Origin of the sequence: Bacillus sp. MT(2024) (assembly GCF_036362845.1) — a bacterium.
GTDB lineage: Bacteria > Bacillota > Bacilli > Bacillales > Bacillaceae > Bacillus > Bacillus velezensis.
Genome location: NZ_CP143632.1, coordinates 2074622 through 2098411, shown reverse-complemented (window position 1 = coordinate 2098411; position 23790 = coordinate 2074622). Strand labels below are relative to the sequence as shown.

The following is a 23790-nucleotide window of genomic DNA, read 5'->3' as shown; positions in this document are numbered from 1 at the left end:
CCCATGAAATCCTTTTATCACTATTTGATGAAATACAGGCATCCCAAACCGCAGGACGCAATCAGCCGGTTTGCGAATCAGGCATACGAAGATCACGGCTTTCCGAAAACGTCAAGCGATTATCACGAGCTCAGTTCTTATTTAGAACTGAGCGCCGACTATTTAGAAACGATGGCGACATTTGATGAAGCTTGGGAAAAATATGAGACCGAGGTGCATCACGCCTGACGAAAAACCGCACATTGTGCGGTTTTTTTCTGTTGAAATCACTCGCTTATGAGGTGCCGTATGATCAAATCCCGAAATGCCGTCCGTTTTGATCAGCACGTAAACAAATCTTCCTGACGGCACGGATCATAAGGCAATAGAATGTATAGCTGCAGAGTTCACCGGATCAGGCCTGCTGCCGGCGGGTTCCCGTGTAAGGAGCCTCTTTTCACGGAGAAATCATCAAACATTTAAATGAAGTGAGAGGAATCAAATGATCTATGGTGAGGCACTGACGTTTGGACGGAAAAGGGAATTTTATGTGACAAGGTTGAAGCGGATTGAAGTTGTGGCTTCATTGAAAGCCGAAACGAGTTTGGTTCTTCATGATAAACAAGCCATTGCAGATATGCAGCCGGAATTGGATCTCCATACATCTTCGATGATGTGTTTCACGGCAAATTTTGAACATCACGGCGGTGAGATTGTCAACATGCCTTCGGGCCGGGTATTTATCTTTGCGTCATGGAGAAATAAACAAAAACTCATTCAAAACAGGCGCTTTTTGTCTCGTCATTGTTACTGCTCATTCGCTCGAGAGCGCAATGCCATCAGACGCTTCTGTTACGGTAAGTGAAAAAACGCACAAGCATGTTGGGGTTTTTGCCATTTTGAACAGGTGCAGAAATAGATATTTCCTGTGGTTTTCATGCCCATGCGAAATGATGGCGGCCGGCATACGATAGCGTATGACAGTCCGCGGCAAGGGGGAGACAGCATGAAGCCAGATAAACCGAAATTTCAAGTGGGAGACATCGTGGTCGTCGTGATGTACGGAACCGTCGGCACCATTACGAAGGTTCATCAAATTGATAAACATTATCTTTATGAAGTCAATCATAATGAAGTGCTTTATTTTGAATCGTCCATCCAGCTTTATAAAGATTATGAGGGCGTGATCGTCGATATGGAAAAATTAGATATTGAATATGAATTTCTGATCGGCGATGTCGTATATGTAAAGGACTACGGAAAGGAATTATTCCGAGTTATCGGTCACAGAACTGAAATTTGGAGATATTTAGAGGATGGCTGGGAGGATATTATTTATGAGCTTACTCGGCTGAAAGACGGAGAGTGGCTTGAAACGGAGGAAGAGGATCTCACGCTGGTTCTGAGAAAATATGAAATGGATCAGTTTGTGCATCAGCTGCTGTTTGTCCACTATGTTGGGGAAGCATCTCATGAGATCGGCGAGGATACCGTCGCGTCTGCTCTTCTTCAGTTTGAAGGCGATGCTGATGATCCCGATGCCCTGCATGTGCTGGCGGTATCGATTGTAGATGAGCTGCTTGATATTTATAACGATTATAAGATTCTTTATCATTTGTTCGGTGACGAAGAATATAAAGATATGATGAATTTTGTGCTGGAAAGCCTGCGGGAGCATTTCAGCTAGCCGGCAAAAAAACGGACGGTGACATATAAAAACCAGGGCAGACAGCCGGCAAAGATGACAAACGACATTCCTTTCAGCACTTTTTCCAATACGATATCAAATCCATCTCCGTCCAATAAAGCCATCATTTTCGTCATCATCTTTTCTCCCTCCGGGGCTTGTTTTTTAAAAGTATATGAGCGGACAAAACGTTTAGAACTTTCGGGTATAATTTGAACGGTTTTTTCATAAAACATAAAAAAGGAGGCGGTGTTTGCATGAAAGAAATAGATCTTGTGATTGACACAGAAGAAATAGCTGATTATTTTTACAGTCAGCTTGCTATGCGCGGGTACATACCGAGTGAAGAGGAAATCTTCGAAATAGCCGACATCACCTTTGATTATTTATTAGAAAAATGTATGATAGACGAAGAGCTTGATGAAGACTGAAACTGCGGAACCGAAGTGAAAAAGCTTCGGTTTTTTCAATCAGCTCGGGAGAATGAAACATGGGGGGAAAACGTTGTACAAGCCAGCAAGTCTTTTCGCATTGTTTATTCTGCTCGCAGCAGCGATCCGGATAGAAGCCGTCCGGGCTTTTGATGAGCGTGTGATAGAAGCGGCTGTCAGGATCAGGTCTGTCTGGCTGAATGAATTGATGTTATGGATAACGGAGCTCGGCACGACCGCGGTGCTTTTGCCGCTTCTTCTTTTGACAGGCGCAGCTCTGTATATGTACAAAAAAACGCCGGATGTTGTTTTTTTGCCGCTTCTCTTTCTCATTGAACGGATTGTAAACATAAAAATAAAAGAATTGATTGAAAGAGCCAGACCCGCTTTTGAACCGCTCGTCCATGAAACCTCATATAGTTTTCCGAGCGGCCACTCCATGAATTCGGCAGTGATGTATCCCGTCATCGCTTACTTTTTGATCAAGCATGTTCCGTTTTTCACGAAAAGAAAGAGGGCCGTCACCGTCTTTACCGGAGTTCTCGTCATTCTGATCGGATTCAGCAGAATTTATTTGGGCGCGCATTTTCCGACGGATGTCCTTGCCGGATTCAGTCTCGGACTTTGCCTCGTTTCGCTTTTTGCGCTCTTTGACGAAAAGTATCATCCGTTTCGACAAAAATAGAGACAGGAAAAATGAGAAAAAACGCTAATACTATTAAGAAATAAGAGGGAGGGATCTTGATGCTGTTATCGCTGCCCGTGTTTAAAAAAAAGACTTGTGCCTATGATGTGACGATTTTTCAAACACCCCGCTACGGCGAGAAAAAGGGATACAGGGTCGTCTATCGGACAGAGCTGGCCGCTGACAATCATCAAGACGCACTGGAAAGGGCATTTTCTGTTTTTAATGTGCCTGATACGGTCCCAAACGACTATCAAGCCAGATTCATAGCGACCGGAGACGTCATACTCATAGACGAAGGAAGAAAAGGAAAGACCTATTACAGGCTTAACCCTGCGGGATGGAGCAAAATTAACCGGCTGCTCGTCCAGCCGAGGTAAGACGGGGCCGGCTGAAGATTCAGCCGGCTTCCGTATTGTCTGGGAAAGACAGTGTTAAGGCTTCCGTTTAGCGGCGGAATGCTCTTTTCCATGCGCTTCATCAGCTGCAATGACGTCTGAAACGGGCACGTGATTGTTCTTTTTCTGGCCGGTCACCCGGTTGCGCTGTTTTTTGCCCATTATGTTCACTCCTTTTTCTTTAGGCTGTCATCCCGCATATTCTGCCCAAGATCGCCCTGATCATGCTGATGATTGTCTCTTACCGTTATTCAGTGTACAATGGGTGGGAGTTTGAATAGGCAGGAGGAAAAGGAAATGAGTGTACATATAAACGCAGAAAAAGGCCAAATTGCGGATACAGTGCTTTTGCCGGGAGATCCGCTCCGAGCGAAATTTATTGCGGAAACGTATCTTGAAAATGTGGAATGCTATAATGAAGTCAGAGGAATGTACGGATTTACGGGTACATATAACGGCAAAAAAGTATCAGTCCAAGGCACCGGCATGGGTGTTCCGTCTATCTCTATTTATGTGAATGAACTGATTCAAAGCTATGATGTTCAAAACTTAATCAGAGTCGGCTCATGCGGAGCCATCCGTAATGACGTGAAGGTGCGTGACGTGATTTTGGCGATGACGTCTTCAACGGATTCACAGATGAACCGTGTCGCCTTCGGCAGTGTAGATTATGCTCCTTGCGCAGACTTCGAACTGCTTCATAAAGCGTACCAGGAAGCGCAAAAAAACAATCTTCCCGTAGCGGTCGGAAGCGTATTCACCGCCGATCAGTTTTACAATGAAGACTCCCAAATCGAAAAGCTTGCCAGATACGGCGTCCTCGGCGTAGAGATGGAAACGACTGCTTTATATACGCTTGCCGCTAAATACGGCAAAAAAGCGCTGTCTATCCTGACTGTAAGCGATCACGTATTAACGGGAGAAGAAACAACGGCAGAAGAGCGTCAAACGACTTTTCATGATATGATTAAACTGGCGCTGCATACTGTATCGTAAACTTGAGATGAGGGTCCTGCTGATTAAAGCAGCCCTCTTCTTTATGCATCGCCCTGATTCAAAAAAAGAAAGGTAAGGGTAAAATGAAGAAATCCACTAAATGGTTCTCGCTCGCTGCCGCTCTCAGCGTAACCGCAATCGTGGGCACCGGCTGCAGCATTTCAGGCGGCGACAGCCATAAGGACACAAAAACAGCAGCTGAAACAAAACAATCAGATGACACATCAAGCAAAAAAACAACGAAGACAGAAAACAGCGATTTTGTATTGGAGAGCAAATATTTTAATGATATTAAAGAAGTGAACGGGCTTGAGACCATTCAAAACCCGACAAATACACTTGCGCTCGTGAATAAGACATATACGCTGCCGGGAGATTATAAACCGAATGATCTCGTGATCCCGAAAGTCGAATTTTCTTTTACTGAGAAGATCGAGAAACGATATATCCGCAAACCTGCCGCCGATGCTTTGGCGGAACTATTCAGCGCCGGGAAAAAAGAAGGTTATGACCTGGTTGCTGTTTCAGGATACCGCTCTTATGACAGACAGAAAGTTATTTTCGATAATGAAGTCAGTCTGAAAGGTGAAAAAAAGGCGAAAGAAGCCGTCGCATATCCGGGGCAAAGCGAACACCAGACGGGGCTTGCCATGGACATCTCCAGCAAAAGCAACGGATATGAGCTGAATGAAGCGTTCGGAAACACGGCGGACGGCAAATGGGTGAAAGACCATGCGTATGAATACGGCTTTATCATCCGCTATCCTAAAGGCAAAGAAAATGTTACAAAGTATGAGTATGAACCATGGCATTTACGCTATGTAGGCAAAAAAGCGGCAAAAGCCATCCATGACCATCAATTAACGCTTGAAGAATATTTTAATGAAGTAAAGAAAGTGTAATGAGAAGAAGCCCGCTTGAAAAATAGAAAGCGGGCTTTCTTTATTACCAGAAGAGCAGACCTCCAAGCGCAAATCCGGTAATGAAACCAAGGCCGATACCGTAGGCTGCTCCCCAGCCTCCCCAGCCTCCTCCCCAATAACCGAATCCGTACCCTCTGTGACGGCCGTCGACAGGGGTGATATACACTTTGCTGTTAGTCACCCGTACGATTCTTCCGACGTGGACTCTGCCGTTTCGTTCTGTAATCCGTGCTACTTTTCCTTGGTGCTGCCGGCAAAGATGATAATAGTTTTGCATCTTTTCTCCTCCTATCCAACCTATCTTTCTATGTCAGCTTATGATAGAGTGCGGTAAAAAGGTTGGACGAAAACAGGAGGACAATTGCCGTTTTACTTGTAAGCGACAAAAGCGCAGTGTCCCATATATTCACGGTACGTCTGCATAAGCTCGTAATGAGCCGTCAGCGTATCGTAGTGAACCGGCTGAATAACGGGCGATAAATCCATTTCTGTAGTCGGCTCCTGCGCATTGTTTTCACAGACAGCGGGAATGAAATCCGCTTTCTGAAAGCCTTGCTGAAGCAATCTCTGTTTCCATGCGGTTTCATCCTGCAATACGGTAAAACCGTAGAAGTCTTTTATCTGCGTGATGGCGTTTTCCGGCATGGGCTTTTGTAAAGCAGCTTCAATGCCGATCAGCATGCCCCCGGGTTTAAGGACCCGCAGGATTTCAGACAGCGATGAATCAAGATTTGAAAAGGTGAGAACTGATTCGGAAAGAACGGCGGAAAATTGATTTTCAGCAAACGGAAGCCGCTCAAGCTCCGCCAAATAGCCCGGAATGGTTAAGCCTTCAGCGGCAAATCGTTTTGCTGCTTTTTCAAGCATAAGGGGATCCTTATCCACACAGGTGACGGGATACAGCAGGTGGCCGAGATAAGCGGCCGTCTGTCCCGTTCCGCAGCCGGCGTCAAGAATCGGTTCGTCAGGAGGAGGAGCCGCTTTTGTGAGAACGGCTTTGGAAAAAGCGAGCCCGCCCGGGTGAGCCCCTCCGACTCCGAATAAGGACAGCATTTCTAAATATTTGCTCAAAGGCCGAATCCTCCTTTTTTCCTCAGCATATGTTGAGAGAAAAGCATAGGTTTGGGTAAACGGGAAAGAAGGGCGCCTCACGTTTGAAGTTGACGAATGAGCGTTCGTCTATGATAATAATGTAAGAATAAAAAGGTGGTGTTTTCTTGAAGCGGCAATTTAAACTGTTTTTTATTATATTGATCACTGCGGTCGCAGCCTCGGCGCTTACGCTGTTTATCACGGGCAATACGACCATTTTCGGACAAGGCTCGGCTGCTTTGACGAACAGCAAATTTGAGAAATTCAATAAAGCCTATGAGCAGATTAAAAGTGATTACTATCAAAAAACAGATGACAGCAAATTAATAGACGGAGCGATAAAAGGCATGATCAGTTCCCTGGATGATCCGTATTCTTCTTATATGGATCCTCAGGAAGGAAAGTCGTTTGAAGAAACAATTTCCGCTTCGTTTGAAGGCATCGGCGCACAAGTGGAAGAAAAGGACGGCAGCATCCTGATCGTATCGCCGATTAAAGGGTCACCCGCGGCAAAAGCGGGGGTTAAACCGAATGACCAGATCTTGAAGGTCAACGGCAAAAGCGTTAAAGGCCTTAATGTAAACGAAGCCGTCGCATTAATCCGCGGCAAAAAGGGAACAAACGTCAAGCTTGTGCTGCACAGAGCGGGTGTCGGCGATCTGAACCTGTCGATCAAACGTGACACCATCCCGGTTGAAACGGTGTATTCTGAAATGAAAAAAGGAGACATCGGCGAAATCCAAATCACATCCTTCTCCGAATCGACGGCAAAAGAGCTGAATTCAGCCATTGACAGCCTCGAAAAACAAGGAGCGAAAGGATACATTCTCGATTTAAGGGGCAACCCGGGCGGCCTGATGGATGAAGCCATCAAAATGAGCAATATGTTTATCGATAAAGGGAAAAATATCATGCAGGTCGAATACAAAGACGGCACGAAAGAAGTCATGAAAGCGACGAAAGAGCGCAAAGTGACAAAACCGACAGTCGTCCTCGTCAATGACGGCACCGCGAGCGCCGCGGAAATCATGTCGGCTGCGCTGCATGAATCATCCGGAATTCCGCTGATCGGCGAGAAAACGTTCGGAAAAGGAACCGTGCAGACGGCAAAAGATTACAGCGACGGTTCTACCGTTAAACTGACAATCGCAAAATGGCTGACAGCGGACGGAGAGTGGATTCATAAAAAAGGAATCAAACCGCAATATCAGGTTAAGCTTCCTGAATATGCGAACCTGCCGTATTTAGATGCGAAAAAAACATACAAATACGGGGATTCCGGAACGACCGTCACCAATGCGCAAAAAATGCTGAAAGCGCTGGGGTACAGCGTGAATGTAAACGGCACATATGATAAAGCATTTGAACAAGCAGTCAAACAATTCCAAGCAAAAGAGAAACTGAAACAAACAGGCATTTTAACAGGGGACACAACGGCAAAATTGATGACGGATCTGCAAAAACAGCTTGCGGACAACGATACACAAATGAAAAAAGCCGTTGAAACATTAAATAAGAATATGAAATAGTAAAAAACACCCGATGCGTCGCTCGCGCATGGGGTGTTTTTTGTTTGCGAAAAGCCCGCCTTATGTCGTTTCCTGTTCAAAAAGGTGGCTGTTCGCCTGAATGAAAAACTGTGATTGCTCATAGTGATAGGTGACTTTTGAGAAGTCAAACGGCTGGCCGTTGGTTAAATGAAAAATCGTTTCAACGCAAAGCTTAGGCGCTCCTGTAAACAGACCTAAGTACTCCGCTTCTTCCTCATTTAACATCCCCGCGTACAGATATAAATCTGAAAAACCGCGCTTTAACCCGAGACCTTCTCTAATATAATCAAATATTGATTCTGCCACGATCTCTTTATTCAAATACGTAATAATCGATTTGTTGTAAAATGACTCTTCGATACACAATGTCAGCCCGTCAATATATCGGATTCGCTTGACATAATACACGTCGCCGTCAGGCGGCATATTCAGATTTTGGGCAGCCTCAGGCGTGGGTTTTCTCACTTCCAGCGCTAATAATTTGGAAGTGACATTAAAATCTTCAAGTGATTCTTTAAATCCCTGATTAGAAAGCAGGCTGATATACCCTTTTCTTTTATTCCGTCTGACAAAAATGCCGCTTCCCCTCACTTGAAACACAATCCCCTTTTTTTCTAATAAATCTAAGGACTTGGTGATCGTGCTTTTGCTCACGTTAAACCGGGTCATTAAGGTTTGAAGCACAGGCAGTTTATCCCCTTGCTGCAGCTGATGTTCTTCTATGTATTTTTCAATATCTAACGCGATTTGCTGGTATTTTAACATATACATTCCTCATTCATTTATTGTCCCGCTTCTTTCAGAATTATAGCATAATCGTTTTTAAAAGCCATTTCGTAAATTAACTATAATTGTTTATGTATTGATAAATTATACCGGTACAATTATAATGTAAACGTATAATATGGAAATGAAGGCAGGAATTCTTCTACACTTGTGAAGCGGATGGTTGAAGCTGCTGCAGTGCATTTATTCGGCATGCAAGCGGCAGTCAAATAAAGGAGGATATACACGATGGGGACATTGCCAAAAGATTTTTTATGGGGAGGCGCTCTGGCCGCCCACCAATTTGAAGGGGGATGGAATAAAGGCGGCAAGGGGCCGAGTGTAGTGGACGTCATGACGGCAGGCGCGCATGGTGTGCCCCGGAAAATAACAGATACAATTGAAGAGCGGGAATTTTATCCGAATCATGAAGCGATCGATTTTTATCATCGTTATAAAGAGGACATCGCATTATTCAGCGAGTTGGGCCTGAAATGTTTAAGAACGTCCATCGGCTGGAGCAGAATTTTTCCTAAAGGTGATGAAGCCGAGCCCAATGAGGAAGGATTGGCTTTTTACGACCGGGTGTTTGATGAATTGCTGAAACATGGGATTGAACCGGTAATCACGCTGTCACATTTTGAGATGCCGCTGCATTTGGCGAGGGAATACGGCGGTTTCAGAAACAGAAAAACAGTCGGATTTTTTGTGAAATTCGCTGAAGTGTGTTTTGAACGCTATAAACATAAGGTGAAGTATTGGATGACGTTTAACGAAATCAATAATAAGATGGATGTGAATAATCCGATCTTTTTATGGACGAACTCGGGCGTCGCCGTTAAAGAAAACGAAAACGCAAAAGAAGTCATGTATCAGGCCGGCCATCACGAACTGCTGGCAAGCGCATTGGCTGTTTCGAAGGGAAGAGAAATCAATCCCGAGTTCAGGATCGGCGCGATGGTATCACATGTCCCGATTTACCCATACTCATCTCACCCCGATGATGTGATGCTGGCTGAAGAAACGATGAGACAGCGCTTTTTCTTCCCGGACGTCCAGGTTCGCGGATATTATCCAAGCTATGCGTTAAAAGAATTTGAAAGAGAAGGCTATCAGATACACTTTGAAGACGGTGATGAAGAGATTTTGAAAAATGGCCGAGTGGACTACCTCGGATTCAGCTATTACATGTCCACTACCGTAAAAAGTGACGTGATAAACGATAATACCGGGGATGTCGTAAACGGAGGATTGCCAAACGGCGTGGAAAATCCTTATATTACAGCGAGTGATTGGGGCTGGGCGATTGACCCGACCGGTTTACGGTACACATTAAACCGCTTATACGACCGCTACCAGATTCCATTATTTATCGTGGAAAACGGATTCGGCGCCATTGACACATTAGAAGAGGACGGTTCAATTCATGACGCTTCAAGAATTGAATATTTATCGTCACATATAAAAGCTTTGGAAAAAGCAGTCACATATGATGGCGTGGATGTAATGGGCTATACCCCATGGGGAATTATTGATATCGTGTCATTTACAACCGGAGAAATGAAAAAACGCTACGGCATGATTTATGTTGATCGGGATAATGAAGGCAACGGTTCAATGAAGCGGCTTAAGAAAGACTCATTTGAATGGTATAAAAAAGTGATTGAATCAAACGGCGCATATGTATCCTAAAGGTGTAAAAAGGGAAGGCTTCACCGTTGTGTGAAGCCGGCTCTTTATCAGTGGTTTTGAAAGCGTATTCATTTAAGCGGGAAGGAGGTGACTGTCCGGCTTTTCATTTAGAATCGCTTATAAAAATAAGGAAAGGGATGGTGGTTCATGTTTTTTAAAAAAAGTCTGCACATGACCCTGGTTTTTCTTATGTTTTTCTTTTTTATATCAAGCAGCATGCAAACCGAAGTGTATGCTGCTGATCGGAAGGCTTCAGACAAAAACAAAGTAAGGGTGTGGTTCAGTTCTGAAAAAGATCCGGCTTCCCGTACGTGGTATGACGGGCCGCTGGAAGTGAAATACGCCTTAGACGAACAAACACCGCTTACATGGACAAAAAAGAAGGCTTCTGACTCCGCCGCCGTGTATATTGATCCGTCGCGCCGCTATCAAAGTGTGTTGGGCGTAGGATCGTCCCTGGAAGAATCCACAATCCATAATTTATCAAAAATGACACCCGCAAAAAGAAAAGAAGTGCTGAAAAAATTGGTTGATCCCAAAGATGGTATCGGCATGGACGTTATGCGCATAACGATCGGGACATCTGATTTTACGGCACAGGAATTTTATACGTATGACGATATGCCTGAAGGCCAAACAGATCCTAAGCTCCGTCATTTCTCGATCCAAAAGGATATTGATTTACACATTACAGCAACCATCAAGGAAGCGCTGGCGATAAATCCGGAACTGAAAATCATCGCCTCACCGTGGAGCCCGCCGGCTTGGATGAAAACGAATGAAAACCTCAAGCGGGGAAAGCTGAAAGATAAATATATCGGCGCACTGGCCGTTTACTTCCGCAAATTTATTGAGGCGTACGAAAAGCAGGGAATTCCGATTTATGCGATGACCCTTCAAAATGAACCATTGCTGGAAATCGACTATCCGAGCATGTACATGCCACCGTCTCAGCAGCGCAAACTGGCGATAGCCGTGAAAAAAGAATTGAAAAAACACATAATTGACACGAAAATTTGGATTTATGATCACAATGCGAGCGGGGCGTGGAACTATATTCCGCCGATTTTAGATGATAAAAAAGGAAACCGGGCGGCAGACGGCATCGCTTTTCACGATTATGACGGTGACCTTTCTGTCATGTCGGAAATCGGAAAGAGATATCCTGATCAATCTATTCACTTAACGGAGCGGTCTGTCTGGGGGACGGCAGGGGCGGATCGGATCGCACAGTATTTCCGCAACGGCGCGTCGAGCTACAATGCGTGGGTGACGATGCTCGACAGTCAAATTAAGACGCATCATTGGATAGGCACCCCAGACCCGACGCTGTTTATTCAGGATGCTAAAAACCCTGACCGCTATTGGAATATCCCGATCTTTCATATGACAGGCAACTTTTCAAAATTTATCGACCGGGGAGCAAAGCGGATAGAAAGTAATTACGGCTCCAAAAACACAGTCTCGAATGTATCGTTCCTTAATCCTGATCAATCCATTGTGACAGTCGTAATCAACCAGACATCTTCAGAACAAAAATTCCATGTCGTTTCAGAAAATCGGCAGTTTGAAGCCGTCATCCCGGCAAAAACCGTCGCCACCTACAAATGGCAGCACAAAAAGTAAAAAACCGGCACATTTACGTGCCGGCTTCTTTCTGTTAAGCGCCTTTTTGGTTCAGTTTATCAGAGGGCGCTTTATTGAATAAACCGTCTTTGACGGCGTTTGAAGACGCTTTTTTTACAAAAAACGGGTTAAGGATAATAACGGCTGCCATGTTAGCGGTCAAACCCCAAAACCCTTCATATATACCGTGGGCGGATTGGGTGATATTTACCGTAAATGTCACGAGAAGACCGACGAGAAGACCGATAATTGTCGCTTCTTTCGTTTGATTCTTCCAAAACAGACTGACGGCGATAGCCGGAAAGATCTGAACCATGCCGGAAACACCGAGAAGCTGAAGGGTAACGAGCGCAGTCGGGAACAGCATGCCGAATAAAAGCGCGAGCCCGATGACGACAAATACCATTGAACGGGTGATCAACGTCAGCTTGCTTGGTGACACATTCGGGTGAATCAAATCCCGATATAAGTTATTCGCAAATAAGTTTGATGCTCCGATGGCCATGATAGAGCAGGGAATCAATGACGCAAGGGCGATCGTGGAGTAAGCAAAGCCCTGCGCGACTCCGCCGTAAGACGTTTGAATCAGCTTCAATAAAGCGAGCCGCGGATTGGTATCTTCCGGCAGGACAAGAAACGCGATAAAGCCGAGAAAAATAACAAGAATCAAAACAATATTATAAAGCGGCAGAAACATGCTGTTTTTGCGGACGGCATCTGCGCTTTTTGCCGTAAATACGCCGGTTGCCGCATGCGCCCACATAAAGAGCGCCAGCGCAGATACGATGGAAGCTGTGATAAACCAAGGAATTCCTTTCGGCCCCGAGTCCGGAATCGTCAGCATTTGCGGCGCTTTTTCAGCCAAAGTGTGAATCATCGGCGTCCAGCCGTGAAAATGGATCAGCGGGAGTGAGACGACCATAAACAGCATAATCACCCACACCAGAATGTCTTTAATAATCGCCGTAAACGTCGGCCCTTTAATTCCGCTGAAAAAAGTATACAGCGCTACAAGAATAAAGGAGATGATGACGACCATATTAACATTAATGACTCCCGTTCCGGCCACCTGAAGCGTATCTTGAATCCCGCTCAGCTGGAGACAAATATAAGGAATGAGCATAAGAACGCCGACAATGGCGACAAGGCTGGCCAAAAGCTTACTGTCAAAACGCTCACGGGCATAATCGGCAAGCGTCGTTAATTTGTGAATTTTTGCCACTTTCCACAGCTTCGGCAGAAAGAAATAAGCGATAAAATACGCCAAAACAGAATACGGGATTGCAAAAAAAGCAACGCTTCCCCCTGTGTAGGCTGTGCTTGTTAAGCCTAAAAACGTATAAGCCGTATAGAGATCCGCGCCGACTAAAAACCAGACGAGGAGCCCCCCGAACCGTCTGCCGCCGACAGACCATTCCTCAACAGAAGTACGTGATGATTTGTCTCTTCCGGCTATAAAGCCGATACAGACAACGGTTAAAACGATGACGGCTGTAATGATCAATGCTGTTATATTTGCGGGCATCAGTCCAGTCCTCCTTGTTTCTTCTGCAGCCTATAAATAAGAAACGAACATAATGGAGTGACTGCGATCCATAAAAGCAGCCAGAAATGAAAAAAAGGCAGCCCAATAATGATCGGATGAACCCGATTAGCGACTGACAGCAGGGCCAGCTGGCTGAAAGGAATTAAGATGAGAACGAAAATTAGTGCTTTTCTGACCATTTACTTTCCTCCTGAAACTTGATAATGCTCCTTATCATAGCAGGTGTCAGATAAGATCACAAGATATTTTTCAGAAAAAAAAGAATTCTATTACTTTTTTAACTGAAACACTTTAGTTGCATCTTCATTCATATTAAATTAGAATAGTTAATATCTCGAACTCAAGATATTTAGGAGTGAATACATTGAATACACAAGGATTGCACCATGTTACCGCATTTGCAAAAGATCCTGCTGAAAATCTTCGGTTTTATACTGAAGTGCTGGGTTTGCGGCTCGTTAAAAAAACCGTTAATTTTGACGACCCGGCCACTTATCACTTTTATTTCGGCAACCAAAACGGAGAGCCGGGCACGATCATTACATTTTTTCCTTTTCAGGGAAGCCGCCCGGGAACCGTGGGAAAAGGGCAGGCCGGAAGAATTTATTTTTCCGTGCCGAAAGGAGCACTCGCGTTTTGGAAGCGCCGGCTTGAAGAAAACGGCTTGTCTGTAAAAGAACAGATCATGCTGTCTGAACAAGTCCTTCTCTTTAATGATACAGAAGACCTGCCGCTTGCCATAATGGAAGATGAAAGAAGCGGACAGAGTGAATGGACTCCTTCGGGCATTACTGAAAAAGAAGCGATCACAGGCATGAGAGGTGTTCTTCTGTACTCGTACCGTCCTGAAGCAACCATTCAATTTCTCATAGAACGCTTCGGTTATTCAAAGACAGGAGAAGAAAATCAGATTGTCAGGCTGCAATCGGAGGCACGGATCGGACATATTATAGATGTTGACCTTGCGCCGAAAGAAGCAGGTGCCGGCGGTTACGGGACAGTTCATCATGTCGCTTTCCGCACGAGCGAAAAAGAGCAGGCGGAGTGGAAGGACATTCTTGCTGATTCTCATCATGCTTCATCTGACATTCTTGACAGGTCTTACTTTACTTCAATCTATTTCAGAGAAAGCGGCGGCATTTTATTTGAAATGGCAACCGATGAACCGGGCTTTATGACGGATGAATCCTTTGAAAATCTCGGAACAGAGCTGAAGCTTCCGGAATGGCTGGAAGAGCATCGCAGTCAGATTACAGCTGTTCTGCCCAAAATGGAGAAAGGAGAATGATGATGAAACATGTGTTTGAACAGGGAACGTCAGAAAATGTTCTGCTGCTTTTGCACGGAACGGGAGGAAATGAACATGATCTTCTGTCGCTCGGACGTTTTATCGATCCGAACGCAAGTCTGCTAGGGGTCAGAGGATCAGTGTCGGAAAACGGCATGCCCCGTTTTTTTAAGCGGCTGAAAGAAGGCGTATTTGACGAGAAAGATTTAATTGAACGGACGGAAGAATTAAAGAATTTTATTGATGAAGCGGCGCAAATGTACGGGTTCTGCAGAGAAAACGTGATTGCTGCCGGCTATTCAAACGGCGCCAATATTGCAGCAAGTCTTTTGTTTCATTATAAAGATGTACTGAAAGGAGCGGTTCTGCATCATCCGATGGTGCCGATACGCGGAGTGAAGCTGCCTGATATGGAAGGGCTGCCTGTGTTTATCGGTGCGGGAAAACGCGATCCCCTATGTACAAAAGAAGAATCGGAGGAGCTTTATCAGTATCTGAAAGATGCTCATGCATCCGTTGCTCTTGAATGGCAGGAGGGCGGTCATCAGCTCACACAGCAGGAAGCCGAGCAGGCACGAGCCTGGTACAGTGAGCGATTCCTATAAAAAACCCTTAGTCTGCTTAAGCGGACTAAGGGTTTCTTTTATCTTACAGCCAAGTTGACACTTTAGATACAGGCAGCCGGTTGCTTTTATGCGCCGGCTTAACGGCTTTCCCGATTGAAATCAGCATGACGGGCACGAAACGCTCGCTCACGTCGAATTCTTTAACGAATTGCTCTTTATTGAATCCGCCGATCGCGCAAGTGTCGTAGCCTTTTGCTTTAGCGGCAAGCATCAGCTGCATCGCTGCTAAAGAAGCGTTTAAAAATGCTGAATCACGGGCAAACTGATCATTTTGGTATGCACCGTTAATCTGGCCTAAAAGCGTTTGTTTAATCTCTTCTGTGATATTGCCTTGCTCAGCCAGTTCAGCATAAACTTCTTCACCATTTTCATTTGCTTTTAAATCGCCTAATACGGCAATAACTGCTGATGAATCAATAATCTGTTTTTGATTAAAAGCAACCGGAAGCAGGGCAGCTTTTGCTTCATCACTGTGAAAGACTTGAAAATGCCAATGCTGAAGGTTCCAGGCGGAAGGCGCTTGCGTTGTGATTTCAAGGAGTTCTGTCAATTCCTCTTTTGTAATGACCGCGTCTTTATCGTATTCTTTAACAGATGCGCGTTCCTTTAAAACGTCTAATACGGATGTCATCATGTTTCCTCCTTCGGATAAACGTGTTATCATAATAGAAAAGTTAGAAGCTTACTAAATGTAACTCGAAAACTAATTTTAATGGATCACAAAAAACTTGTCAATTCATAGATGAAGGGATGAACTCACGTGGGATATACAATGTGTCCTAAAATGGAATCCGCTTTTTCTCTTTTGGGAAAGCGCTGGAACGGCCTCATTATCCATGTACTGATGGACGGGCCGAAACGATTTAAAGATATGACCGAAACGATACCGACAATCAGCCAAAAAATGCTCGCGGAGCGGCTCAAAGAGCTGGAACAAAATGAAATCGTCGAGCGTCAGGTGCTGCCTGAAACACCTGTCAAAGTCATTTATAAACTGACTGATAAAGGCATGGCCCTGCAAGCCGTTTTTCAGGAAATGCAAAAATGGGCAGACAGTTTTTGCGAGCCCGGGGGGTCTGCGAACGACACATGTGATGAATAATAAAGGCTGCCCAAGGCAGCCTTTTCTTAATGATAATGTTTAATCGTCATAAAAACCATTAATATCAAAATTGTTCAGATTGAGGTTCAAGCCTTTTGATTGCTTTAATAAAGCATCGAATGTAAGGAAATGATCATTTTTACATTCCGCCGGAACATCGTTTGGAGAAAATAGTTCCATTCCTCCCTCAATCCACTGTTTCCGGTATAACTGAAATGCCGCTTCAATTAAATGATCAGGCGTTACAATAAACCCTAAGCTTACGTCATGGTCCTCACTGTAGCCGAATTCAAACCCGCAGCAAGGGCAGATATCAAATGTTTTTTGATATTCGCCGTTATAAACGGGATTTGTCTCTAATCCTTTAAATCCGCATATCAAACAAGGATACAACTCACTAACCAACATACATCCCTCTTTTATTCAGTTTGCAATCATTCAGAACAAGCGGGGAGGCCTTTTACAGTTTCCCGGTTAAAAACTGAGCCTCACCAAGCCCGAAGCTCCAATCGGCGTTCCCGTTTTCTGTAATGGAAATCATGACGTCCTCGGGTGATATGCCGCATTCTGTTTTAAGCTGATCAGCCATCAGTTGATATAACGTTTCTTTCTGATGTTCGGTGCGCGCTTTGCTGACAATGCTAATGATGACAAGATCTTTGCTTCTTTTGAAACCGAGCCCGGTATCTTCAATGATAAGCTCATGAGGCCGATGCTGGTGAACGATCTGATAACGGTCCGTTACTGGGACGTCAAAAGCTTTAACCATGGCGTAATGGGCGGTATCCAGTAATTTTTTTAATGCTGCGTCATCCCGGCCTTCAATAACGTCAAAACGAAGTAATGGCATATTTTATTCCCCCTGATGGTTTTATAATGTCGCAACTTGTAAAAAAAGTATAACAGTTAATCAAAATATAATCAAATTATAACCAAAATGTTTACATCTTAATGCAATATCAGAGAGAGGCACAAGTTGTTACAACCGCCCAATCAATTCCCTCATTTTATGAATACGCTTAAGAATAGGCAGACATAAAGGAGGAAAAACATGTACCCTCGTCATGCATTGTATCGCGGGAATTTCGGTCCTGCCGGATTTCCGGCGAGAAGTCCTTTTTTGTTCGGCGCTCCTTTATTCGGCGGATTTTTAGGCGGTCTTCTCGGAGGCGTGATTGCCACAGGTTTTACAAGACCCCGTTATCCGTACGGGTTTGCCGGTTACGGATACGGAGGCGTCCCATACGGCGGTTTCGGGCCGGGAGCCGGCGGTTATCCGCCATTTTATTAAGAAAAAACGGCCTGCATCGCGCGGGCCGTTTTTTTATCTTAAAATCTCCACTTCCGATAGATTGTAGTCTTCCTGTTTTGAAAACATAACTTCAATCATCCCGTCTTTATAGACTGCTTTTGTTCCTTTCCGTTTGACGAGGCTCGGAAGTACGATTTCTTTTTTTCCTTCTCCCAGGCTGCTGTTCTCTACAACGAGGCTGTGTGACGTATGCTTAATCCTGATACGGTCGAGTTCCTCTTGTTCGGCGGGAATTTTCGCAAAAACATGATCGGATGTTTCAAACAGGTCAATTTCCGGCTTGGGCGGTTCCGCTTCGACCGGATCGGTCTTTTTGGACATCGGGTCGCGAAAAGGGAACTGTCCGGCATAACCGGCGCCGAATACGCTTTCCATCACTCGGTTGACATATGTCTCGACATCTTTCGGATCAGCATTTTTAAACGTTTCTTTAGAGAACTGATTTTGGAAGGGAAAATATCTGTTCCAATCAAACACGGCATCTCACCCTTTCTTAACGGACAACATAGTATATGCCCGCCGGAAGCTTCCCGTGATATAATATAATCTGTTTACAGAAAGGAAGGGGAAGGCCGTGCAAGGGAATAACGTAAGAAAAGGAATCATTTATACCGCTTGTTCTTTCGTCATGTGGGGGCTGTTTCCGGTCTATTGGAAACTTCTTGAACAAATACCCGCATTGGACATTTTAGCTCACCGGATTTTATGGTCATTTGTTTTCATGTGTGTGCTTTTAACTGTGCTTAAGAAGTGGAAAACCGGATGGCGTGAACTGCGTCTTTTGAAATCGGAAGGGGGCCTGCTGGCGCTTTTTTTCGCTTCCGTTTTAATTTCCGTTAATTGGTTTGTGTACATATGGGCCGTCAATCACGGCTTTTTGCTTGAAGCAAGTCTCGGGTACTACATTAATCCGCTCGTTTCCGTTCTTTTGGGCATCCTATTCTTAAAAGAAAAGCTTAACAAGATGCAAACAGCAGCCGTTTCTATTGCCGGGGCGGCCGTGCTCATATCTGCGTTTCAATATGGCGCGGTTCCTTATATCGCATTGCTGCTTGCATTCAGCTTCGGTCTGTACGGCTTATGTAAAAAAAGAACCCGCATGTCCAGCACGATCGGACTGACGCTGGAGACGCTTTTGATTACCCCGGCTGCACTTATTTATTTAGGATTTACAGCTGACGGGAGCACTTTTGGCTCCTTGGGGGCAGGAACATGGGCGCTCCTATTTTTCGCAGGCGTATTTACGGCCCTGCCGCTGTTATTGTTTGCAGAGGGGGCAAAGCGTCTGCCGCTGTATCAAGTCGGCATTTTGCAATATATAGCGCCGACCATTACCCTTATGCTCGGCGTGTTTGTGTATCATGAACCGTTTTCCGGGCAAAAAGCGTTTACCTTCATTTGTATATGGGCAGCATTGCTTTTGTTTACCTTTTCACAGATAAAATGGAAGCGGCCGATAAAAAGCCGCTAAGCCTTTCGCTTTCCAGCGATAGCTTAAATTATGTATAATCATTACGAGTATGTAAAGGAGCTGTACAATGGGCACTGATAAAGACATAGCAAAAGCCTATCAGGCACTGTGGAATAACCGCACTCTCCCGGCTTCAACCCTTGAAGAAGCGGAGAAGGCGATTGATCTTGAACTGCTTGATCAAAGAACACATCCGAGGCTCCGGAAGTCACCCGAGGAAAAGTTTGCTTTGGCGGTGCAGCGAATTGTAGATTCCCGGCTGCGGCCGATTGAGAAATATGAATTGGTTGAACTACATACGAAGCGTTTGCAATTTTTAAAAGAAGAAAGAGGGGAGCAGCTATGAAAGCGATCATTAAAGAAGATGTGCAAACTTCTTTAGAGCGATATGCCGATCGTCCTGTATATATCCATTTGGAAACAACGACCGGTTCTTATTCAGCGCATCTGAATGAGAAAAATATGACGGTTGTAGCCTATATACGCAATGCAAAAGTGACGTACCATCAGGCGAAAATCAAAGGAAACGGCCCGTACCGCGTCGGTTTGAAAACAGAAGAGGGCTGGATTTACGCAGAAGGTTTGACTGAGTATACAGTAGATGAAGAAGACCGTTTGTTAATGGCGGGGCATCTGCCGGGCGGAAAATTGGCGATTTCGCTTCAAATCAGCGAAAAGCCGTTTACAGTTTAAAGAAAAGGGTGAAAATCATGAAAGAACATGTACTCGTCATCCTGCCTCACCCTGATGATGAATCATACGGAGTGGCAGGACTGATTGCTTTACACAGACAAAAAGATATTCCCGTTACGTATGCATGCGCAACGCTTGGCGAAATGGGCCGGAACATGGGAGATCCCTTTTTCGCGAACCGTGAAACACTGCCGCTGTTAAGAAAGCAAGAGCTGATTGACGCATGCAAAGCAATGGACATTACTGACCTGAGAATGCTCGGGCTTCGTGATAAAACACTTGAATTTGAAGATGACGAGTGGCTCGCGGATATGATGGAAGAGATTATCGACGATGTAAAACCGAGTCTGATTGTTACATTCTATCCGGAGCACGGCGTCCATCCGGATCATGATGCATGCGGCGAAGCGGTCATCAGAGCGCTTTACAGAAAGAAAAAAGAGGACCGCCCGCGCACGCTTTGCATGGCAATCACCCGCAACAGGGAGGAAGCCGTCGGCAAGCCTGATGTCATTCTTGATATTAAAGAGGTTGCCGATATTAAAATGAATGCCTTAAAAGCGCACCGCACCCAAACGGAAGGCATGCTGAGAGAGCTGGAAGAAAAAATTAAAAATAACGAGCCGGTTCTTCAGACATGGTTTGAAGAAGAAGTGTATTGGACATATCCGTGGAAAGACTGATAAAAAAAGGGATAAGGCTGAAATGCCTTATCCCTTTTTTTGTGTCAGATCGGAAGCGATCGCTTCCGCAAGCGAAGACCGTATTGATAAATTTGAAAAACTCAGTCCGAGCTGTACCGCGGTTTGTGCGATTTCAGGACGGATTCCGGATAATGTCGCTTTCACGCCGAGCATTCCGAGTGATTCAATTAAGGTGAATAGCTGTTGGGCAACCATCGTATCAACCATGGCTACGCCTGATAAATCAATGTACAGCTGCGTGATGCGCTTCTCTGAACACTGGTGCAGCGTATTCTCCAAAATCATTTTGGCTCTTGCCGTGTCAATATCCCCGATCAGAGGCAGCAGTCCGACATTGTCAAAAAGCACAATGACCGGCGAGCTCAGCTCGGTAATCAATTCTTTTTGCGCTTCAAGCTGAATGTTTGTGTTTTTATACATTTCCTCTATGAAAATATGAATGACCACATCAAACGATTTAATCAGCGTATGGAATATATCTTCGGCATCTTCTTCTGTCACGGTGTCTGAATGAAGTCTGGTAAACTGCTTTACATGGCCGACATACAAATCACGAACTCTGATAAACTCGCGAATGATGTAATGGATGGGAGTTTTTAAATGTTCTTTATCCCGTGCGGCTTCAAACGCCCACTTTTCCAATGCCGCTGTATATACTTCCTTCTCTTCAGAAAAAATCCGATTGAGTTGATAATTAAACGCCAGATTTTGTTTTTTCAGATTTGTGAGAACAGCCGGGTCAGTAGAAGCATAAACAGAATCAGGATCCGTATCATGAAGGGTATCAAACCATGTCTGACTGATGTCCTCCGCCCGTTCGGTTAAATAATCGTACAGCAGTTTATGTTTTGGCATTGCTGCTCCTCCTTTATAAAATCATCATTTTTTTCACATAACGCTTTTGCAGCTTCATCAGTCTGAAGAATAAACCGACAGCTCCTGCGGCAAGTCCTGCAATTAACCCGATCCAGTAGCCGTATGCCCCGAGGCTCGTGTAAGTGCCGACTGCGTAACCGAGCGGAAGCCCGATAATCCAATACGAAACAAAAGCCGCACCGAGTGTATAGTTGACATCCTTATATCCTCTCAGGGCGCCTTGTATCGGAGCTGCTACGGCATCAGAAAGCTGGAAAAACAGCGCATAGATTAAAAAGTGCTGCGTCAACAAGAGCACCTCCGGATCTGATGTATACATTCCGGCGATTTGCGGCCTGAACAGTAAAATGAAAGCCGCCGTGCATAAAGAAAAACAAAGGGCCATCACAATGCCGATATAGCTGTATGACCGGGCATCCCTGTAGCGCTTTGCGCCTGCTTCAAAGCCGACTAAAATCGTCATGGCCATAGATACGCTGAGCGGCAGCATATACAAGAGGGAAGCAAAATTCATTGCCGCCTGGTGGGCTGCAATTGTCACCGTCCGGAAATGGCTCATTAGAAGTGTGACAGCCGCAAAAATGCTCGTTTCAAAAAATACCGCAAAACCGATAGGCAAACCGATTTTCAAAAGTTTTCTGCATTCAGACGGAGAAAAACGGTACAGTTTCCGAAATACAGAGTACCCGGCAAACGGCTCAAATCTGAAGACGATAAAAAAGCTGATGGCGCAAATACACCAGTAAGTCAGGGCGGAAGCGAGCCCCGCACCGACTCCGCCCAATGCCGGCATGTTGAATTGCCCGAAAATAAATACATAATTTAAAACAAAATTAATAGGCAATGAGCAAAGCGTAATAAGCATCGTGACTCGCGTTTTGCCGAGTGCGTCAATGAACGAGCGCAAAACGGCGTACACAAACAAAGGAAAAATACCGAGGGATAAAAAGCCTAAAAAGTGTTTGGCGATCGTCCGGACACGAGGTTCCAGGCCCAAATGTCCCAAGATCATATCAACGGTGAAAAAGCCGATCAGGATAACCGCCGCACTGAGAATGGCCGCTACATAAACGGCCTGGATGACGGAAAACGGCACTTCCTTTTGTCTGCCGGCTCCAAACAGCTGCGAAACAACGGGCGTAACGGCCATTAATATTCCTGCAAGGCCCGTATACACCGGCGTCCACAGGCTTGAACCGATTGCAACACCGGCTAAATCGGCGGCGCTCACTTTCCCTGACATCACCGTATCCAAAAAGGTGATCAGGGAAAGGCCCGCCTGTGTAATTAAAATCGGAATGAAGATATGTAACAGCTGTCTGACCTTTTGGCCGATCGTGTTCGTTTCTCTCAAGTTAGGTTCCCCGTTTCTTTATTTTAACGAGAGAAATTATAACATTTTATGTATAAAAAGCAATGAAAGCCGGCCTACTCTTTTTTGTCCGGTTTCGGCTTTTTAAACATCTTGGCATAAATGAATGAAAGTGAAATGACCCCTAAAAAGGTGCAGATATATTGCATCAGCCGTGCGAATTCCATATGATGTGCGCCTCCTTTCATGATTATGGTGTACACAGCGGCGCATATCCATGCGCGCGATGCAGAAAATAAGGGAAAGGAGATGATGTGACATGCGCCACACTCAAATGACGGAAAGCGCGTTTACCGCTGCCGTTCAAACGTATTTGAAACAAATTACGGAGGATGCCGGAATGATACTGCGGACATTGGATGAAAAAGACCAATGCCTTCTTTGCGAATTAGATGAACTGGGACATACGTTTCAGGAAATGCAGGCTGTCGCTTCGTCGTTTTACCTGCAGTCATATATCGAACATTTTACGCCTTCCTATACAGAGCTGGCGAGGGCCGTGCAGCATCTGGCGGAAGAAAAGCACGGAGCGCTGATTGTGATTGAACGTGCAGATCCGCTGGACGGAATGATACAAAAAGGGACCAGCCTGCATGCCGAGATCAGTTCAGCTTTAATTGAGAGTATTTTTTATCCCGGCAATCCGCTTCATGACGGAGCCGTATTGGTCAGAGAAAACCGGGTTGTATCAGCAGCCAATGTGCTTCCGCTCACAACAAAACATGTCGATCTCAAATACGGGACGCGCCACAGGGCCGCGATGGGACTTTCGGCCGTGACTGATGCACTCGTGCTCGTTGTTTCAGAAGAAACGGGAAAAATGTCTTTTGCTAAAGACGGCGGACTGTATCCGCTTGTTTCACCGCGGGCGCTTCATGCGAAATAATAAGAAAATGGGAATATTGTACCCATTTAATATTAATAAGGTGAACATCTTTACCTTTTTCTGTATTGGTGTTATCGTTTAAATATACAT

33 protein-coding genes are annotated in these 23790 nt (G+C 45.0%); 20 read left to right on the top strand and 13 right to left on the bottom strand.

Going from position 1 to position 23790, the window contains the following annotated elements:
• Positions 1-3: 3 nt before the first annotated feature.
• The 3 genes from VP472_RS10085 to VP472_RS10075 all read left to right on the top strand — a co-directional run bounded on the left by VP472_RS10085 (position 4) and on the right by VP472_RS10075 (position 1666).
• Positions 4-228: a YozE family protein gene (locus tag VP472_RS10085; RefSeq protein WP_003153684.1), complete on the top strand. Its 225-nt coding sequence runs from the start codon at positions 4-6 to the stop codon at positions 226-228.
• A gap of 328 nt (positions 229-556) precedes the next feature.
• The gene (locus VP472_RS10080; protein ID WP_227005762.1) at positions 557-844 is read left to right on the top strand and encodes a VOC family protein; all 288 of its coding nucleotides are present in this window, start codon (positions 557-559) and stop codon (positions 842-844) included.
• Between the two features lie 141 nt (positions 845-985).
• Positions 986-1666 (top strand): hypothetical protein, encoded by a 681-nt coding sequence (locus tag VP472_RS10075; protein ID WP_003153690.1) that lies wholly within the window; start codon positions 986-988, stop codon positions 1664-1666.
• Here VP472_RS10075 and VP472_RS10070 read toward each other — a convergent pair.
• Positions 1663-1806 (bottom strand): hypothetical protein, encoded by a 144-nt coding sequence (locus tag VP472_RS10070; protein ID WP_012117771.1) that lies wholly within the window; start codon positions 1804-1806, stop codon positions 1663-1665. The two genes, VP472_RS10075 and VP472_RS10070, sit on opposite strands and share 4 nt — an antisense overlap.
• A 117-nt stretch (positions 1807-1923) precedes the next feature.
• On the opposite strand from VP472_RS10070, the gene VP472_RS10065 reads away from it, so the two are divergent.
• The 3 genes from VP472_RS10065 to VP472_RS10055 all read left to right on the top strand — a co-directional run bounded on the left by VP472_RS10065 (position 1924) and on the right by VP472_RS10055 (position 3162).
• Positions 1924-2097 carry a YozD family protein gene (locus VP472_RS10065; RefSeq protein WP_003153696.1) on the top strand — a complete coding sequence of 58 codons (174 nt, stop codon included), beginning with the start codon at positions 1924-1926 and terminating at the stop codon, positions 2095-2097.
• 73 nt (positions 2098-2170) lie between these two features.
• Positions 2171-2782, top strand: coding sequence for a phosphatase PAP2 family protein (locus tag VP472_RS10060; RefSeq protein ID WP_146277032.1), 612 nt, complete (start codon positions 2171-2173; stop codon positions 2780-2782).
• Between the two features lie 59 nt (positions 2783-2841).
• Positions 2842-3162, top strand: coding sequence for a YodL domain-containing protein (locus VP472_RS10055; protein ID WP_003153700.1), 321 nt, complete (start codon positions 2842-2844; stop codon positions 3160-3162).
• A 54-nt stretch (positions 3163-3216) separates the two neighbouring features.
• Here VP472_RS10055 and VP472_RS10050 read toward each other — a convergent pair whose 3' ends face one another.
• Positions 3217-3342, bottom strand: coding sequence for a hypothetical protein (locus tag VP472_RS10050; protein WP_003153701.1), 126 nt, complete (start codon positions 3340-3342; stop codon positions 3217-3219).
• Positions 3343-3477: 135 nt separating this feature from the next.
• Here VP472_RS10050 and deoD point away from each other — a divergent pair, with 135 nt between their 5' ends.
• Together deoD and VP472_RS10040 are read left to right on the top strand one after the other, a co-directional pair.
• Entirely contained in the window at positions 3478-4176 is a 699-nt protein-coding gene (deoD, locus tag VP472_RS10045; protein WP_003153702.1) for a purine-nucleoside phosphorylase, read from the top strand.
• Positions 4177-4259: 83 nt separating this feature from the next.
• Positions 4260-5078: a M15 family metallopeptidase gene (locus tag VP472_RS10040; protein WP_003153703.1), complete on the top strand. Its 819-nt coding sequence runs from the start codon at positions 4260-4262 to the stop codon at positions 5076-5078.
• A 43-nt stretch (positions 5079-5121) separates the two neighbouring features.
• On the opposite strand, the gene VP472_RS10035 is transcribed toward VP472_RS10040, so the two are convergent.
• Together VP472_RS10035 and VP472_RS10030 are read right to left on the bottom strand one after the other, a co-directional pair.
• The gene (locus VP472_RS10035) at positions 5122-5376 is read right to left on the bottom strand and encodes a hypothetical protein (protein WP_146277030.1); all 255 of its coding nucleotides are present in this window, start codon (positions 5374-5376) and stop codon (positions 5122-5124) included.
• Positions 5377-5468: 92 nt separating this feature from the next.
• On the bottom strand, positions 5469-6170 hold the full coding sequence (locus tag VP472_RS10030; RefSeq protein ID WP_146277028.1) for a class I SAM-dependent methyltransferase: 702 nt from the start codon (positions 6168-6170) through the stop codon (positions 5469-5471).
• Positions 6171-6316: 146 nt separating this feature from the next.
• Between VP472_RS10030 and ctpA the strand changes: the two genes are divergently transcribed.
• Entirely contained in the window at positions 6317-7720 is a 1404-nt protein-coding gene (gene ctpA / locus VP472_RS10025) for a carboxy-terminal processing protease CtpA (RefSeq protein ID WP_153986669.1), read from the top strand.
• A 60-nt stretch (positions 7721-7780) separates the two neighbouring features.
• On the opposite strand, the gene VP472_RS10020 is transcribed toward ctpA, so the two are convergent.
• On the bottom strand, positions 7781-8506 hold the full coding sequence (locus VP472_RS10020; protein WP_071391727.1) for a GntR family transcriptional regulator: 726 nt from the start codon (positions 8504-8506) through the stop codon (positions 7781-7783).
• A 249-nt stretch (positions 8507-8755) separates the two neighbouring features.
• Here VP472_RS10020 and bglA point away from each other — a divergent pair, with 249 nt between their 5' ends.
• Positions 8756-10198 carry a 6-phospho-beta-glucosidase BglA gene (bglA, locus tag VP472_RS10015; RefSeq protein ID WP_077722468.1) on the top strand — a complete coding sequence of 481 codons (1443 nt, stop codon included), beginning with the start codon at positions 8756-8758 and terminating at the stop codon, positions 10196-10198.
• A gap of 147 nt (positions 10199-10345) precedes the next feature.
• Complete coding sequence (locus tag VP472_RS10010) at positions 10346-11824, top strand: glycoside hydrolase family 30 protein (protein ID WP_077722467.1); 1479 nt, start codon at positions 10346-10348, stop codon at positions 11822-11824.
• A 34-nt stretch (positions 11825-11858) separates the two neighbouring features.
• Here the strand turns inward: VP472_RS10010 and VP472_RS10005 are convergent, their stop codons facing one another.
• Positions 11859-13349 (bottom strand): sodium:solute symporter family protein, encoded by a 1491-nt coding sequence (locus VP472_RS10005; protein WP_039063228.1) that lies wholly within the window; start codon positions 13347-13349, stop codon positions 11859-11861.
• On the bottom strand, positions 13349-13549 hold the full coding sequence (locus VP472_RS10000; protein WP_003153716.1) for a DUF3311 domain-containing protein: 201 nt from the start codon (positions 13547-13549) through the stop codon (positions 13349-13351). The genes VP472_RS10005 and VP472_RS10000 overlap by 1 nt, the downstream gene beginning before the upstream one ends.
• Positions 13550-13734: 185 nt before the next feature.
• Here VP472_RS10000 and VP472_RS09995 point away from each other — a divergent pair, with 185 nt between their 5' ends.
• Together VP472_RS09995 and VP472_RS09990 are read left to right on the top strand one after the other, a co-directional pair.
• Entirely contained in the window at positions 13735-14658 is a 924-nt protein-coding gene (locus tag VP472_RS09995) for a ring-cleaving dioxygenase (protein ID WP_146277022.1), read from the top strand.
• 2 nt (positions 14659-14660) lie between these two features.
• On the top strand, positions 14661-15263 hold the full coding sequence (locus tag VP472_RS09990; protein WP_146277478.1) for an alpha/beta hydrolase: 603 nt from the start codon (positions 14661-14663) through the stop codon (positions 15261-15263).
• A 43-nt stretch (positions 15264-15306) separates the two neighbouring features.
• Here VP472_RS09990 and VP472_RS09985 read toward each other — a convergent pair whose 3' ends face one another.
• On the bottom strand, positions 15307-15915 hold the full coding sequence (locus VP472_RS09985; RefSeq protein WP_031379019.1) for a nitroreductase family protein: 609 nt from the start codon (positions 15913-15915) through the stop codon (positions 15307-15309).
• 129 nt (positions 15916-16044) lie between these two features.
• Between VP472_RS09985 and VP472_RS09980 the strand changes: the two genes are divergently transcribed.
• Positions 16045-16386 carry a transcriptional regulator YodB gene (locus tag VP472_RS09980; protein WP_003153729.1) on the top strand — a complete coding sequence of 114 codons (342 nt, stop codon included), beginning with the start codon at positions 16045-16047 and terminating at the stop codon, positions 16384-16386.
• A 39-nt stretch (positions 16387-16425) separates the two neighbouring features.
• On the opposite strand, the gene VP472_RS09975 is transcribed toward VP472_RS09980, so the two are convergent.
• Together VP472_RS09975 and VP472_RS09970 are read right to left on the bottom strand one after the other, a co-directional pair.
• A complete protein-coding gene (locus tag VP472_RS09975) occupies positions 16426-16794 on the bottom strand; it encodes a hypothetical protein (protein WP_070081976.1) in 369 nt (122 codons plus the stop codon).
• A 52-nt stretch (positions 16795-16846) separates the two neighbouring features.
• Positions 16847-17236, bottom strand: coding sequence for a tautomerase family protein (locus VP472_RS09970; RefSeq protein WP_003153733.1), 390 nt, complete (start codon positions 17234-17236; stop codon positions 16847-16849).
• Between the two features lie 201 nt (positions 17237-17437).
• Here VP472_RS09970 and VP472_RS09965 point away from each other — a divergent pair, with 201 nt between their 5' ends.
• On the top strand, positions 17438-17677 hold the full coding sequence (locus VP472_RS09965; protein ID WP_003153736.1) for a hypothetical protein: 240 nt from the start codon (positions 17438-17440) through the stop codon (positions 17675-17677).
• 33 nt (positions 17678-17710) lie between these two features.
• Here VP472_RS09965 and VP472_RS09960 read toward each other — a convergent pair whose 3' ends face one another.
• Positions 17711-18175, bottom strand: a complete 465-nt coding sequence (locus VP472_RS09960; RefSeq protein WP_014305207.1) for a hypothetical protein — start codon at positions 18173-18175, stop codon at positions 17711-17713.
• 97 nt (positions 18176-18272) lie between these two features.
• Here VP472_RS09960 and rarD point away from each other — a divergent pair, with 97 nt between their 5' ends.
• The 4 genes from rarD (at position 18273) to bshB2 (ending at position 20545) form a co-directional block, all read left to right on the top strand.
• Positions 18273-19169 (top strand): EamA family transporter RarD, encoded by an 897-nt coding sequence (rarD, locus tag VP472_RS09955; RefSeq protein WP_094246838.1) that lies wholly within the window; start codon positions 18273-18275, stop codon positions 19167-19169.
• 67 nt (positions 19170-19236) lie between these two features.
• Positions 19237-19515: a hypothetical protein gene (locus VP472_RS09950; protein WP_003153742.1), complete on the top strand. Its 279-nt coding sequence runs from the start codon at positions 19237-19239 to the stop codon at positions 19513-19515.
• Entirely contained in the window at positions 19512-19862 is a 351-nt protein-coding gene (locus tag VP472_RS09945) for a YojF family protein (protein ID WP_003153743.1), read from the top strand. The genes VP472_RS09950 and VP472_RS09945 overlap by 4 nt, the downstream gene beginning before the upstream one ends.
• Positions 19863-19879: 17 nt before the next feature.
• A complete protein-coding gene (gene bshB2 / locus VP472_RS09940) occupies positions 19880-20545 on the top strand; it encodes a bacillithiol biosynthesis deacetylase BshB2 (RefSeq protein ID WP_031379023.1) in 666 nt (221 codons plus the stop codon).
• A gap of 27 nt (positions 20546-20572) precedes the next feature.
• Here bshB2 and VP472_RS09935 read toward each other — a convergent pair whose 3' ends face one another.
• Both VP472_RS09935 and VP472_RS09930 read right to left on the bottom strand, forming a co-directional pair.
• Positions 20573-21421, bottom strand: coding sequence for an STAS domain-containing protein (locus tag VP472_RS09935; protein WP_070081972.1), 849 nt, complete (start codon positions 21419-21421; stop codon positions 20573-20575).
• 13 nt (positions 21422-21434) lie between these two features.
• Positions 21435-22796: an MATE family efflux transporter gene (locus VP472_RS09930; RefSeq protein WP_146277020.1), complete on the bottom strand. Its 1362-nt coding sequence runs from the start codon at positions 22794-22796 to the stop codon at positions 21435-21437.
• Positions 22797-23073: 277 nt separating this feature from the next.
• On the opposite strand from VP472_RS09930, the gene cdaS reads away from it, so the two are divergent.
• Positions 23074-23700 (top strand): sporulation-specific diadenylate cyclase CdaS, encoded by a 627-nt coding sequence (cdaS, locus tag VP472_RS09925; protein ID WP_025852338.1) that lies wholly within the window; start codon positions 23074-23076, stop codon positions 23698-23700.
• The last annotated feature ends 90 nt before the right edge of the window (positions 23701-23790 follow it).